General features: G+C 64.9%; 10 protein-coding genes. 7 read left to right on the top strand and 3 right to left on the bottom strand.

Features of this window, described 5'->3' with window-relative positions:
• Positions 1-121: 121 nt before the first annotated feature.
• Positions 122-1,318, top strand: a complete 1,197-nt coding sequence (locus tag R2834_06410) for an aminotransferase class I/II-fold pyridoxal phosphate-dependent enzyme (protein ID MEZ4699944.1) — start codon at positions 122-124, stop codon at positions 1,316-1,318.
• An 82-nt stretch (positions 1,319-1,400) separates the two neighbouring features.
• Here R2834_06410 and R2834_06405 read toward each other — a convergent pair whose 3' ends face one another.
• Entirely contained in the window at positions 1,401-1,862 is a 462-nt protein-coding gene (locus tag R2834_06405; GenBank protein ID MEZ4699943.1) for a 6-carboxytetrahydropterin synthase, read from the bottom strand.
• Positions 1,863-2,219: 357 nt separating this feature from the next.
• Here R2834_06405 and R2834_06400 point away from each other — a divergent pair, with 357 nt between their 5' ends.
• The 3 genes from R2834_06400 (at position 2,220) to R2834_06390 (ending at position 5,355) form a co-directional block, all read left to right on the top strand.
• Positions 2,220-2,489 carry a hypothetical protein gene (locus R2834_06400; protein MEZ4699942.1) on the top strand — a complete coding sequence of 90 codons (270 nt, stop codon included), beginning with the start codon at positions 2,220-2,222 and terminating at the stop codon, positions 2,487-2,489.
• 173 nt (positions 2,490-2,662) lie between these two features.
• Positions 2,663-3,484, top strand: a complete 822-nt coding sequence (locus R2834_06395) for a hypothetical protein (protein ID MEZ4699941.1) — start codon at positions 2,663-2,665, stop codon at positions 3,482-3,484.
• 278 nt (positions 3,485-3,762) lie between these two features.
• Positions 3,763-5,355, top strand: coding sequence for a hypothetical protein (locus R2834_06390; GenBank protein ID MEZ4699940.1), 1,593 nt, complete (start codon positions 3,763-3,765; stop codon positions 5,353-5,355).
• Between the two features lie 10 nt (positions 5,356-5,365).
• Here R2834_06390 and R2834_06385 read toward each other — a convergent pair whose 3' ends face one another.
• The gene (locus R2834_06385; GenBank protein MEZ4699939.1) at positions 5,366-6,997 is read right to left on the bottom strand and encodes a sulfatase-like hydrolase/transferase; all 1,632 of its coding nucleotides are present in this window, start codon (positions 6,995-6,997) and stop codon (positions 5,366-5,368) included.
• Positions 6,998-7,122: 125 nt separating this feature from the next.
• Between R2834_06385 and R2834_06380 the strand changes: the two genes are divergently transcribed.
• On the top strand, positions 7,123-8,442 hold the full coding sequence (locus R2834_06380) for a GAF domain-containing SpoIIE family protein phosphatase (protein ID MEZ4699938.1): 1,320 nt from the start codon (positions 7,123-7,125) through the stop codon (positions 8,440-8,442).
• Between the two features lie 157 nt (positions 8,443-8,599).
• Positions 8,600-12,235, top strand: a complete 3,636-nt coding sequence (locus R2834_06375) for an AAA family ATPase (protein ID MEZ4699937.1) — start codon at positions 8,600-8,602, stop codon at positions 12,233-12,235.
• Between the two features lie 6 nt (positions 12,236-12,241).
• On the opposite strand, the gene R2834_06370 is transcribed toward R2834_06375, so the two are convergent.
• On the bottom strand, positions 12,242-13,447 hold the full coding sequence (locus R2834_06370) for an MFS transporter (GenBank protein ID MEZ4699936.1): 1,206 nt from the start codon (positions 13,445-13,447) through the stop codon (positions 12,242-12,244).
• Positions 13,448-13,554: 107 nt separating this feature from the next.
• Here R2834_06370 and larA point away from each other — a divergent pair, with 107 nt between their 5' ends.
• A complete protein-coding gene (larA, locus tag R2834_06365; GenBank protein MEZ4699935.1) occupies positions 13,555-14,823 on the top strand; it encodes a nickel-dependent lactate racemase in 1,269 nt (422 codons plus the stop codon).
• Positions 14,824-14,863: the final 40 nt, after the last annotated feature.

Genomic DNA, 14,863 nt, shown 5'->3' with positions numbered 1-14,863 from the left:
GCGGGGGCGGGAAATTTGCCGTTGTCATTTTCGGAGATGCATGGCGGATTTTTTGAGGGCGTCGCGAAACCGAAATTGGCGTATCCTTCGTCGACCCCGGTCACGAACCGCCTCATCCGCCATGAAACCCGAATCGCTCCATCTCGAAACCCTCCTGGCGCACTACGCCGAAGACCGCGCGGCCCACGCCGGCGCCGTCGTCCCCCCGATCTACCAGAACTCGCTTTTCACCTTCGAAAGCTGGGAAGCGATCGATGCGGCGTTCGACGATCGGGTAGCGAACAGCATCTACACGCGGGGCCGCAACCCGACCGTCGCGCTCGTCGAGGAAAAGATCGCCCGGCTGGCCGGCGGCGACCGCGCCCGGCTCTTCGCCTCGGGCATGGCCGCGATCTCGTCGGCCGTGATGCATTGCGTCGACGCCGGCGACCATATCGTCACCGTAAAAAACATCTACGGGCCGGCGAACAACCTGATGAACGTCTTTTTACGCCGCAAGATGGGGGTGGAGACGACCTTCGTCGCCGGCGATCGGGTGGAGGACTTCGAGGCGGCGATCACGGATCGAACGCGGCTCATCTATCTCGAAAGCCCGTCGTCTGCCGTTTTCGGCCTGCAGGACATCGCGGCCGTCGCCGCCCTGGCGCGCTCGCGGGGGATCCGGACGATCATCGACAACACCTGGGCGACGCCGGTTTTCCAGCAGCCGCTGGCCCTCGGGATCGATTTCGAGGTGCATTCCTGTTCCAAATACCTCGGCGGCCACAGCGACATCGTGGCCGGCGTGGTCATCGGCCGGGAAGACGAGATGCGGACCCTCGCCGTGCGCGAATACGAGTTGCTGGGCGGCAAAATGGCGCCGTTCGAGGCCTGGCTGATCCTGCGCAGCCTCCGCACGCTCCCCATGCGGATGCGCCAGCACCAGGAAAACGCCCTCGCCGTGGCCCACTATCTCGCCGCGCATCCCCGCATCCGGCAGGTGCGTTACCCCGGGCTGACGTCGTTTCCCCAGTACGACCTCGGCCGGCGGCAAATGAGCGGCTACAGCGGTCTGCTGGGGTTCACCCTGGACACCGACGACCTGCCGTCGATCAAGCGCTTTTTCAACGGGCTCGAAATCTTCCAGATCGGCGTCAGCTGGGGCGGGCACGAAAGCCTCATCTATGCGCCGGCGATCAGCTACCTGAAGGAGCTGCCCCCCGAACAGTTCGCCGGGCTGGGCATCGCCATGGGCGACATGCGGATCTCGGTCGGGCTCGAACACGCCGACGACCTGATCGCGGACCTGGATCAGGCGCTCGCCGGGTCGGGGATATAGGCCGCTTGACATCCGCCCGGGGTATCCCGGAGCATGCGGCGAACCTCCACACGGCGCCGGATCCGGCGTGGCGGTACGGCTCCTAAACCCGCGCGAACAATCCGCGCTTTTCGGACACCGGGACGGGGCATTCGTGCGTCGCGTAGCAGGTGTCGGTTTCGCGGACCGTGACGATCACGCGCTGGATGCGGCGGGCCCGGAGCGTATCGCCTCCCTCGCGAACGAGGTATTCGGCGGCATACAGGCACAGGTTCTCGGCCGTGCTGTCGTACGGCAGCAGCGCGATCCGCGACCCCAGCTCTTCGAGCGCGTGGCGGAGATCGATGTCGTCGTCGGCCACCAGCGTGGCGTGGTCCCAATCGTCGATCAGCGGGGCGAGGACCCTCTTGATCTCCTTGAAATCGATGAGCATCCCCCGCTCATCGGGCTCTCCCTCCACTTCCACGGTCATCTTATAGGAATGACCGTGCAGGCTCTTGCAAGAGCCCGCGTGCCACGGCAGCCGGTGCGCTGCCTCCCAGGTAAATTGTTTCGCTACTTTCATCGTTGCCCTGACCAGCTTTTTCGGGCCGCAACATACGCCCGCGCACGCCGGCTCGCATCCTCCATTACGCCTGATTTACATGCGCCACGGCATGAACGACGCCGCATGGCACGTGTTTCTATCGTCCCATCCTCGGGCCGGCCCGGCAAGAACGCCCCTGTTTTTCCCGCACCCGGTGCCAGCCCGGAGCGGCGGCGGCCTCGGGGTGGAAAAGCGGCCGAATGAAAGCAAAAGAATCCCATCCGTAGAACTGGAAATTCGTCCGGATTGCGTAATTTTATGAACCAATTTCCGCCGAGGAACCGAAGCTAGAAGAATAGGTTACTGCCGCCTATCACCAGATCCCATGAAGGACACATGAGCGAACCCGATTCATCAGACAGCCCAGGTCGAGCCAAGCCATCCGTGTCCACGGACAGCTGGACCGCGCTGGCTGAAAAAAAATTGTCGCGTGGGTATACGCTGATTGTAAACGACACCCGTCGTATCGCCAACTTTTTCAAACCGGGTTCGGGTTACGAGGCGTGTTCCTATACCGCGGCCATGAAGCTGATTCAGAGCGGCCGCGTGGTCAAGACCGGGCAGCACGATCTCGGAACGGTCTACGGGGTGCCCGACATCGGGTAAACGATCGGACCGGAAGACGTCCTCACCACGAAGGTGTACCGCGCGCCGGCTTGCCACTTGGCAGGCCGGCGTTTTTATTTGGGTATCGCGAGCCGTCCGTTCGCAGGCCTGCGCGTTTCCGACGACTGAGGAGAGGTATGCCTGAAAATTCTCGTTCACAACCATCCACCACTATGTCTGCCGAAAAAATCGAGACCGTCGACGCCGTCGAAAAAAAGGGGTCGAAAGCGAGCCGGCGCGCCGCGAAGAACAAAAAGGAACCCAGTCCCGCGCGGCGTTTCTGGTTCGAGGTGCTCTCGCTCTGGTTTATGAACGAGGTCGTCTTCACCGTCCTGCCCATCGTGGTCATCCTGCTGATCGACATCGCGTTCAGCAACCGGATCGAAAACGTACTCCTGCTCCCCGAATGGAGCTTCGCGGCCATCGTGCTCTACGGGATCGCGATCAGCAACTCGATCGAGATGAAGGCGCAGTATAACGACGAACTCACCCCCCGGCTTTTGACCGGAACGAAGGCGATGACGATCCTGCTCATCGGCGCCGTCATCACGCTCACGCTGGCGATCCTGCGGGAGAAATCGGTCGACATCAACGCGATGTTTATCCAGTCGTCGCAGGTCGTGCTCTTCGTGCATGCCCTGTTCAGCGTCTTCATCGGCGTCTTCACCCGACAGGAATACAACTGGCTGCCCGAGCGCTACCCCGAGCATTTCACCGACAAGGAGCTGATGCAGTACATCGTGCACCTCACGAAGGAGGCCGACGGCCAGCTCGGCCGGCTCCGCTTCGCCATCGAAAAAACCGGGTTCAACAGCTCCAAGATCCACCCGCGCGACGAAGCCTACTTCTGGTTTTTCATCGACGAGATCGAAAAATCGATCGGCCAGATCAAACGCAGCTGGACCCCGGCCGACGGCACCCGCCCGGCCATCCCCCCCTACGACCAGCCCCAGCTTCCACCCATCCACGAAGCCAAACGGGATGTGAGGGTTTAGGGGGCGAAGTTCCAGGTTTCAGGTTCAAGGTTCAAGGGACCTTGAACATCGAACATCGAACCTTGAACCCCCTCCCTTGAACCTTTAACTTCGAACCTGAACCGAAAGCGATCGGCCCGCGGGTGGCAAATGCCACGCGGGCCGATCGCTTTTTTCAAAAACTCAACGCCTTGTCGACATTAAGAATCCTATCGCTTATCTTAAAGTATCACTTTAAATTACGGGGTAATCTACACTTGGCCCATCCGGGTCTTGGCTTTATCATGAACAGGCACACCATGGCTGGCAATCCCATCATCTCGCGCCGGACGCAGCGGGTTCTCGCGGCGTTCGTGCTGCTTCTTTGCCTGACCTCTCTGGATCAATTCGTCATGCGCAGTCAGGCGCAGGCCCTCCCGATCGATGCGCGTCTCGTGCACATCATCAACTACCAGGCCGGCGTGGTCCGGGCGCAGTGGATTCCGTATGGCCGGCGCTGGGCCATCCAGGGAACGACCATCAAGACGGAGAACGAGATCAAGGTCGTCGTCGGCGAGATCGAGGGGCGCGGCACACGCGACCGCCAGAAATCGTGCTGGGTCAACCCGCCCGACGTGTACACCGACGTGTTCCGCCTCGTGTTCGAGCCGCTGGATATCGGGCGCCGTTACGACCTGAAGCTCGACTTCTACGGCGGCTTCGACGTCAACATCCTGAAGCCGGCGCTCGACCGCGCCTACGAAGAAACCATGCGCACGGCGAAGGAGACCTATCCCTACGTCAAGCAGCAGGTGATCCGCGACATCTTCACCCAGAACATCGAGACGGAGCTGGCGGAAGTCTTCAAGCGGGATGAGGTGGTGCTCGTGCGCAACGTGGTGGACGACAACTGCGAGGTCGTGGGCGAGGACAAGTTCGTGCCGAGCTTCGACATCGAGCCGATGCTGCTCAACGAGGTGGCGGAATCGGTCCTCGGCGACGTCCGCATCAGCCGCAGCGAAGATATCCTGGAAGAACTCACGCAGTCGAACCGCGTGATGATGCAGGACCAGACGTTCACCGATCTGATGATCCGTCTGAAAAAAGAGGAAAACATGCGCTTCCTGCAGGCCGGCGACGTGGAGGCCCTCCGCGCCTCGATCGTCTCCAACCGGATGCCCCAGGAAGACGTCGTCGCCCGCCTCTACGCGACGAGCCGCGCCTGCCGCGGCGATGCGGGTTTCCCGGAAGACGAGTGCGGGATGCTGGGCGACATCGTCGACCGCTCGTACCAGGTCATCCGCGAGATGAGCCTCCAGAGCGCCGACGAATATGCGCCCATCCGGACGCGCATCCTCAACTCCCTCGGTGAACACCTCTCCGGCCTGTACACGGCGGTAGCCAACACGCGCGTCAACGCCCTCAACTGGGAAGGCGCCGAGGCGACGTCCGACCGCGCGCGCATCAGCACGACGATCGGCTTCGGCGCGGCCGCGCTCAACCTGGCGCCGAGCACGGTGTTCAACCCCGGCGTGCAGGAAGCCCAGGCCTTCGGCGTGGCGGCCCTCAAGTTTTATCCGTTCGCGGTGGACAAGCAGCTTCCGAGCCCCTATTTCGGCCGGGAGCTCCTGGCCCGCACGTCGCTCGTCGCCGGCCTCATCCTGAGACGCCGGCTGCAGTTCGAAAGCCAGAACCTGAAGGGCGCGACGGCCGGACTCATCCCGCTCGTGGGCGGCGGCTTCGACATCACGAAGAACTTCACCGTCCAGCTGGGCATGATCTTCTTCCGTCAACCCAGCTTCACGCCCGGCGACAACTCATCCGAGTTCAAAGGCGCGCCTTCCCTGTCGATCGCGTTCGACTTCGACGGTGTCAACCGGGTCCGCGACGCCATCCGGGACTTGAAGGACTGACCCGAAACGGCTACTCCACGTACACCGCCTCTTCGCTCTGCTTGAATCCGATCCGGATCGCCACGGCGCGCAGGGTGTCGCCGGCGGCCAGGTGGAGCGGGCGGGTATACAGGAGCCAGGGCGCATCGGCGCCCCGGGCGTAGGCGATCGACGCACCTTCCGTGGCGGACGCGAGCGTGACGCCGCCGCCGGCGTCCGGCGTGGCGACGGGCGGCTGCGTGGCCGGCTGTACCCCATCCGGAGGCCACATGCGCTTCACCAGCTCCGTTTCGGGCAGCAGGCCGATATCGCGGGTTTCCGCCTTCCACCGCTCGTGTTCTGCCCGCAATTCGGCCAGCTTGTCCGCATAGGCGGGATCGCCGGCCAGGTTGACGATCTCATGGGGATCGGCCTCCGTGTCGTAGAGCTCCTCGCGCGGCTTCGTCTCCCTGAACCACAGCGACTGCACGGCATCCAGCTGGCCCTCCGCGTGCAGCCGGTGTAACTCCTGCATGATCCCCATCCGGTCGCGGTACGGCAGAAACTGCACGTACGGACGCTCCGGCATGTAATTCCGGATGTACTTGAACCGCCGATCGCGGACGGCGCGCACATTGTCGATCGCGGGATCCATCCGGTCGCGGGCGGCGAAGACGTGGGCGCGCTCAGGCCCGGCCCGATCACCCAGAAACGGGATGCCCTGGAGATGCGCCGGCACGTCGAGGCCCAGCAGAGACAGCATCGACGGCGCGAAGTCGACGAAACTGACCATCCGATCGTTCACGGCGCCGGCGTGCCGCCCGTCCGGCCAGCGGATGATGAGGGGCACGCGCAAGCCGGAGTCGTAGACCCACCGTTTCATGCGGGGCATGCCGTCGCCGTGGTCGCTGAAGAAGAACACGACGGTCCGGTCCATCAGACCGTCCTCTTCCAGTTCGCGCAGCACCTGCCCGACCTGCGCATCCATCAGCTCGATATTGGAATAGTGGCGCGCGATGTCGCGGCGGACGATCGGCGTGTCGGGATAATACGGGGGAAGCGGCACGGCGGCAGGATCGACGCGCAGCGGCTCGTCGTCGCGCGACCAGATCTGCGACTCGTGCGTGGTCGTGAAATTGAACACCGCAAAAAACGGCTGGTCCGGGTCGCGGCGGTTGCGCCAGTGGGCCGTCCGGCTGGATTCGTCCCACGCCGTAATCGGCCGGCGGAATTGGTAGTCCTCCTTGACGTTGTTCGTCGTGTAATAGCCGGCGGCCCGGAGGTATTCGGGGAAACAGCGCACCTCGGGGGGCGGAACCGCTTCGTACACCGGAATCGCCAGCAGCTCCGGATCCGTGATCTTCGCGATGTCGGCCGTGCGCGCGAGGGTGCGCATGTGCTGGGCGCCGATCGTCGTCGGGTACATGCCCGTTATCAGGGCGGCGCGGCTCGGGGCGCAGACGCCGGAGATGGAGTACGCGTGCGCATACCGCTCGCCTTCCCGGGCGAGGCGGTCGATGTTCGGCGTCTTCGCGAGCGTGTCGCCGTAGGCGGCCAGCCGCGGGCTCATGTCCTCGACGCTGATCCAAACGACGTTGAGCGGAGGCGTCTCCGCCGGCGGGGTACCGCCGCAGCGGAGGCCGGCGAGACCGAGCAACACGAGCAGGATTATTCGGGGGCGCATCACGTTTATGGTTTTTTTGGGGTAATATGCACGCCAGCCCCCAACGAGGCAACCTCGGCGACGCCCCCACGTCAGAGTTTGCTCCCCGACACGCCCGCCATGCCCTTGGCGCATCCCGCATTCCCATGGCCTCCACCCCGCCCACCAAATCGCCCGAGCAACTGGCCCGGGAAAACGACCGTCTCCGGAGATCGGTCGAGGAACTCTCCCTGCTCAACGATCTGGCCGTCGCCATCGGTGGCGCCGGCGACTCGCGCCACATCGTCGAGACCATCGTCCGCAAGGCCATGAAGAGCCTTCACGCCGAGCAGGGGGATATCATCATGATCAGCAGCCTCGCCGAGCAGCAAACCGCCACGTTTATCCGGGCGTCGGACAGCGAAGTGCAGCGGGACTCGATCCACATGAACGAGAGCCTGCTCGGATGGATGATGATCCACAAACGGGCCATCATCGTGAACGACCCGCTCACCGACGCCCGGTTCAAGGGCGCGGTCTGGAACGCGGACATCCGCAATTTCCTGAGCGTCCCCCTGCTGGTCCGCTCGACGCTGATCGGGCTGCTGACGGTGTACAACAAGATCGGCGACCGCGAGCTGTTCAACGAGGACGACCAGCGCCTCCTCGCGATCATCGCGACCCAGTCCGCCCAGGTGCTCGAAAACGCGCGGCTCATGGAGGAGGAGCGGGCGCTGCAGCGGATGAACGAGGAGCTGCGGCTGGCCAATGAAATCCAGTCCTCCCTTTTCCCCCAGTCGCTGCCCGCGATCGACGGCTACGAGATCGCCGGCTCCAGCATCGCCGCGCAGCGGGTCGGCGGCGACTACTACGACGCCCTCGCCTTCGAGGACGGGCGGATCGGATTGTGCGTCGGCGATGCGTCGGGAAAGGGGCTGCCGGCTTCGCTGCTGATGGCGAACGTGCAGGCCACCCTGCGCAGCCTGGCGCCCTGGAGCGATTCCTGCTCCGAGTGCCTCACCCGCATCAACAGCGTCGTCTGCGACCGCAACCGGAAGGGCTCGTTCGTCACCCTCATCTACGCCCTGCTCGATCCGACGCAGCATGCGTTGCATTATGCAAATGCCGGCCACAACCGCCCCCTGATCTGCCGTACCGGCGGCGAGATCGAACAGCTCAACGTCGCCGGCGCGATGCTCGGCTTCACGACGCGCATCGCCTTCCCGGAGGGCGAGACGGCGTTGGGGCCGGGCGACGTGCTGCTGCTGTACTCGGACGGTCTCAACGAGGCCTGGAACGATGCCCACGTGCAATTTGGCGAGGAACGCATCGCCGAGATCCTCCGGGATTCGCGGGCTGAAACCGCGGAGGGCATCGTGGAAAGGCTGACCCGCGCCGTGCAGCGCCACGCCGGCTCCGCGCCGCAGTCGGACGACATGACGCTGCTGGTCGTAAAAAGAACCGCACCGCGCGCTGTTGCGGCATAACCTTTGCGTGCAAAACCGGGCATCAACCGGCCCACGGCGCCGGCCTGCCGATCCGTGAAATCGAGATCGCTACCCACGATTCGCTCCGCAACTCCGGAGGCCCTGTGATGAATGCAACGTAAGGCCCGGGGGCTGTCGCTATGGCTACTATCGAGACATGAGCATTACATCCGATCAAAAATCGCAGGTCATCGACCTGATCCGCCGCAAATATCCTGAATGGGTGAACTTCGAGTATCGCCCGTTCATGCGCGATGAGATCAACACGAAGCGGCTGACCGTAAAAAAGGCGAACGCCCTCCTCAGCGAGAGCACCCTCGCCCACATGCTGGTAACCCGGGACACCGACGCGTTCATCGACCGCCTCGAACGCCTCGGGAAAGCCACCAACCTGCTCGACCGGCCGGGCACCGAGCATGGCGACATGGAGATTCTCTACGTCCCGACGCTCGACAAACCCGTTTTTTGCGCCCAGATCTACCACCTGCTCCACGGCACGGAGTCGGCGCAGGAGCGGCTCGCGGCGTATCTCCGCTATGTGGAAGACCACGAGCTGCCCAACAGCTGGACCTTCCCGACCTATCTGCTCTTTTTCTCGAATCCGAGGACGGAATTTTTCGTGGAGCCGCAGCCCACGGAATGGTTTCTGAAATACATCGGGCTCTCGCCGTATCTCGGCAAGCCCTCGCCGGACACCTATACCGCGATCAAGGAGTTTGCGCACGGCCTGAAGCACGCGCTGGCGGAATACAAACCGCACGACATGATCGACATCCAGAGCCTGATCCGGGTCTGTGCGACCATGAGCCAGCAGGCGAAGCCGGCGGGGGTCGGCGTGGCGCCGCCGCCCCAACCCGTCGAGTTCTGGACCGAAGAAGAGGCTGAAGACGCCGACGCGACCGTTCTTCACCCCTCCAACCCGCTCGCCCAGCAAGAGCCCGCGAAGCCGGCCCCGGCACAGGCGCCCGCGCCGGCCGCCCGGACCGACCGGCCCTCGACGCCGCTCGACCAGCACTACCGGGTATTCCTCGAATCGTTCATGACGGCGCCGCCCGGCATCGCCGCCGCCGTGGCCTTCGCCAAGGCGCGCGAGCAGGCGGAACAGCATTTCGCGCATATCGTCGCCGAACACGAACTGGGGGAGATCGTCACCGAACGCGTATTCCTCCACCTCCTGCCGCATGTCGACCGGAAAGAGCACGTGTCGAGCGGGGCCTGGATCCATCCGATGCCGGCGATGGACGATGCCCTCAACGCGCTCGCGCAGCTGTCTTCCCAGGAACGCGAACAGGCGGCCACCGCCCTGCTCGAACTCACCCGCCAGTGCGTCTACAACCCGCGCGGCATCACGGCGTACATCGACCGGTTCAAACAGAACGTCCACGCCGCCCCGTTCCAGAGCCGGCACGTATCGCCGATGCTCCATGCCCTGAAGCCGGGGGCCTTCACGATCGCGACGGACGACGCCGTCGCCACCATCAACTTTTTCAGCGGCACGAACTACACGAGCCAGATCGATCACTACCCCGAAGTGAACGAGGCCGGCCTGGCGCTGGTACGGTACCTCCACAGCGGCGCCAATGCCTTCGGGGTCAAGAGCGTCCAGAATACGGACCTGTTCGCGCTGTTCTGCACCTGGTTCGTTTCGCAGCAGGGGCTCCGAAAACAGCCGATCAAGAAGACGATCGACCTCGCGGGCGTCAGTGGACCGCTCTCGGGAGACGGCGGCATGGCTCCGGGCGAGCCGGCTATCGAGACGCCGCACAAGCCGGCTGCCCCGGCGACGGATGCGGCACATGAGGCTCCGGCGACAGATCATGCGCCCGCCGAACCGACGCCGGCTGCCGAACCAGTAGCGGAAGACGATGCGCCGGCACCGACCGCCGCCGCCGAGGCGGAAACGCCTGTCGCCATCGAGCCAGACGCCGAGATCCCCGCGACGCCGGCCGACCTGACGGTCGATAGCCCCCAGGATGACGAGGAAGAACTCGAAACCGACGCGTATGCCTCGTCGACCCTCAGCGAAAGCGACGCCGAGGCCCTCGCCGAGGAAGCGCGGGCGATCGACATGCTGCTTGGAGGGCATGCCGCCGAATCCACGGGAGACACCGCCGGCGTCGACGATATCCCCGAGGTGCTCCGCATCCTGACATCGTCGGGCGGCACCACGGGCGCCATCCATACCGATCCCGGTCACGACGACCTTGACGCCATCGAACAGCTCGTCTCCGAAGAGCCGGAAGCGCCCGAAGCGCCGGCCGAACCGGCCGAGCTCGCCGTGGACGAACGCGTGTCGGAAACGGATGCGACGCAGGTCCAGGCCGATGCGCCGGACCCCATCGCGGCGGCAGACATCGAGCGGCCTGCCGAACCGGAAGCTTCCGCGACAGACGACGAGGTGGATATCGCCCCGGAAACCGAGGCATCGGTCGCCGAAGCCGTGGAAGACCGGCACGAATCCGAGGAGACCGTCGCCCACACCGACGAATCCGCCCAGGCGGAATCGGACGAAACCGTGATGGCGAACGTCGACGACGTGCCGGTGGACACCGGCTACGACGCCGAGGGGCTGCCGGAAGACCTGGCGTTCATCGACGAACTGCTCCGCGGGCGGAGCATGACCGACACCCGGGACGATGCGCCGGCGCCTGAGTTCGCGGGCGTTCCCGACTTTGAATACGAGGCGGACCGCGACACCGCGCCGGATCAGGACCATCCCGAAGACACCGAGCTGGCGGCGGAACCGGTTACGGTCGACGCCGCCGAGGCGGACGGCGAACCGGCGGTGGATGAACCCGTCGCGGACATGCCGGCGAGCGAAGAAACGGTCGCCGAAGAGCCCGCGATCGACGCGGAATTCGAGGAAGAGGAACCGGAGCAGGAGACGCCCATCTATCTGCCCCACCACTACATGCCCGACGTCGAGGACGAACCCGTCGTCCTGGAAGCCGGCATCGAACTGGTGGAAGACGAAACCCTCGACCGCGACCCGCTCGAGGTCTGTGCCGAACTCACCGGGTTCGACATGGACGAGCTGGGGCGCTGGATCGAGACCGTGCGCCGCAAGAAGCAGGTGATCATCTGCGGACCTCCGGGCGCCGGCAAGACGTTCCTCGCCCGCCATCTCGCCCGGTACCTCGCGGAGTCCGGCGACGGCTTCGTCGAGACGCTGCAGTTCCACCCGGGGTATTCGTACGACGACTTCATCGGGCTGCGGTACGACCTCGCGCGGGAGCAGGACCGGCCGGCGATGGGGCATTTCACGCTGTTCTGCGAAAAAGCCGCCCGCCGCTCCGGCGAGTGCGTGCTGGTCGTCGACGAGATCAACCGCGCCGACCTGAACCGGGTGCTCGGCGAGCTGGTCTACCTGCTCGAATACCGGGGCGAATCGCTCTCCCTGGCCGCCGGGCGCACGCTGCGCGTGCCTCCGAACGCCTACATGATCGGCACCATGAGCGCCATCGCCGGCTCGGCGATCGACCCGATCATCCGCCGGCGGTTCGCCTTCATCTACCTCCCGCCCCGCTACGACATCCTCCAGCGTTATCTGGAGAACACGGGATACGACGCGGAGCCGCTGATCGGCGTGCTGGAACAGCTGAACGACCAGATCGAGGATCCCAACAAGAAACTCGGCATCGCCTACTTCATGCGGGACAACCTCGCCGACCAGCTGCAGGACATCTGGCTGCTCGAAGTGGAGCCCTGGCTCGAGGCCTGCTTCTCGCACCAGCCCGAAAAGCTGGACGCCTACCGCTGGAAACAGGTGCGCGCCCGGTTGAGCGGATCCTGAGCCCGTTCAGGCTTTGACGGTTTCCTTTTCGTTGAAATAGGCGGCGAAACCGAGCAGGATGACGAGCGCCATGACGCCCGGGATCGCCCAGAAGAGCTGCCACGCCGGCATCCGGGTCAGGTCGCCGTCGAGCAGCACGTTGAAGAGCCAGCCGGCGAACTGGGCGCCCGTCAGCAGCCCGATCCCCGAGCGCAGCATCACGAGCAGGCCCTGCGCCTGACCGCGTGTCGCGGGCGTCACCTGCCGGTCGACGAAGATCTGGCCGGCGATGTAGACGAAGTCGAAACAGATGCCGTGCAGCAGGATGCCGATGAGGATGAAGGCATAGACGCTGCCCGGCGCCGCCGCGGCGAGGAAGGCGAACCGCAGCACCCAGGCCACGAAACCCACCAGGATCATACGCTTCACGCCCAGCCGCAGCAGCACCCAGGGCATGAAGAACATGAAGAGCACCTCCGTCATCTGGCCGAACGACATCTGAAAACCCGGATCGGGTATGCCGGCGGCGTTGATGTAGACCGGCGCGTACGCGTAATAGGTCGATAGCGGAATGGAGATGAGCAGCTCGCACAGCGCGAACACGAGGAAAGGCCGTTTCTTGAGCAGATCGAACGCATCGAGCCCGAGCCGCTGCCGCCACGTAACGCCCACGGCGGCCCCTTTCGGCGGCGTGGCGGGCAGCGAGAGGCAGTAGACCCCCATCACGAGCGCCGAGTAGCCGGCGATATGCAGGGGCAGCGCCGTCTCATCCGCCCCCAGCACCAGACTCGCCAGTACGCCGGCGGCGATCCATCCGATCGATCCGAACATCCGCACCCGGGGAAACTGCTTCTCCGGATGGTTCATATTGTGGAAACAGAGGGTGCTTGTCAGGCCGATCGTCGGGAAAAAGCAGATGGTATGGAGGAAGAGGAGGCCGATGAACAGCGGCGCCGAGGCGCCGCCGACCTGTGCGGCCGCAAGCATCGCCACGCCGGCGAGCAGGTTGAGCACCACCAGCACCTTCTCCGTGGAGAAAAAGCGATCCGCGAGATTGCCCACCACAAACGGGCTGATGAGCGCCGAGACGGGGCCGACCGTATAGGCCCAGTGGATGACCTCCGATAGCCCGTTCGCCGCCATGTAATTGCCGACGGTGACGTACCAGGCGCCCCAAATGAAGAACTGTAGAAACATCATCAGGCTGAGCCTGGCGGTCAGATAGGGCTGCACTACGGGGACCTCCCGGAGAGTATATTAGGACCTCGCGCCCGGGAGCCAGCGTGCTCCGGGGCCGCCCGAAAGTACGGAGATCGATCCGATCGCCCAAGCACGACGCCATGAAAATCACGCTCGCTTACGGCCGCACGGGGCTCGACCTCGAAGTCCCCTCCCGCACCGACGTCATCCGCGCCGCGGCCGTCGCCGGCCTGGCGGACGAGGCCGCCGGCATCCGACACGCCCTGCGCGCGCCGTACGGCTCCGAGCCCCTGGCGCGACGCGTTCAACGCGGGGATCGCGTCGTGGTCACGCACAGCGACATCACGCGCCCGGTGCCCAACGAGCGCATCCTGCCGGTCGTTCTGGCCGAACTGGAGGCCGCCGGCGTCCGCCGGGAAGACATAACGCTCCTGAACGCCCTGGGCACGCATCGGCAGCAGACCGACGCCGAGCTGCGCACGATGCTGGGCGACGCCATCGTCGACCGCTACCGCTGCGCCCAGCACAACGCGTTCGACGACGCCGGCCTGGTACCCGTGGGTACGACGTCGCGCGGCAACCCGGTGCGGCTCAACAAGACCATGATGGAGGCCGACTTCCGGGTCTACACCGGCTTCATCGAACCGCATTTTTTCGCCGGATTCAGCGGGGGCCCGAAGGCGGTGCTGCCGGCGCTGGCCGGCCAGGAGAGCGTCCTGTCCAACCACGGTCGCGCTATGATCGCGCACCCGAACGCCACGTGGGGCGTGATCGACGGCAACCCGATCTGGGAAGAGATGCGCGAGGCGGCCCTGATGACGATGCCGGCGTTTCTCGTCAACGTCGCGATCAATGCCGAACACGCGATCACCGGCGTCTTCGCCGGCGACCTGCTGGAGGCCCACGCCGCCGGCCGCGCATACGTCCGCGACCATGTGATGGTCGGCGTCGACGCCCCCTACGACATCGTGCTCGTCAGCAACAGCGGCTACCCGCTGGATCAGAACCTGTACCAGACCGTCAAGGGCATGAGCGCGGCCAACCGCATCGTGCGCGAGGGCGGCGCCATCATCATGTGCGCGGCCTGTCAGGACGGCCTGCCCGATCACGGCCGATACGCCGCGCTGCTGGCGGAAGCCGGCTCGCCGCAGGCGGTGCTGGACATGCTCGCGCGGCCCGGCTTCGGCGAGCAGGATCAGTGGCAGGTGCAGGTGCAGGCGCAGGTCCAGCTACGCGCCGAGGTGTTCGTCTACAGCGAAGGGCTGTCCGACGACCAGATCCGGCGCGCCCTCTTTACGCCGTGCCGCGACGTGCCGGAGACGATCGCCATGCTCATGGACCGCTACGGCCCGGAGGCGCGCATCTGCGCGATGCCCGACGGGCCGGCGACGATCGCGTATGTCCGGTGAATCGGCGACGGCGTCATCACGCTCTACCTGACACAACGTG

The organism is Rhodothermales bacterium (genome assembly GCA_041391505.1).
Taxonomy (GTDB): domain Bacteria; phylum Bacteroidota; class Rhodothermia; order Rhodothermales; family JAHQVL01; genus JAWKNW01.
This window is presented reverse-complemented; position numbering and strand designations above follow the sequence as displayed.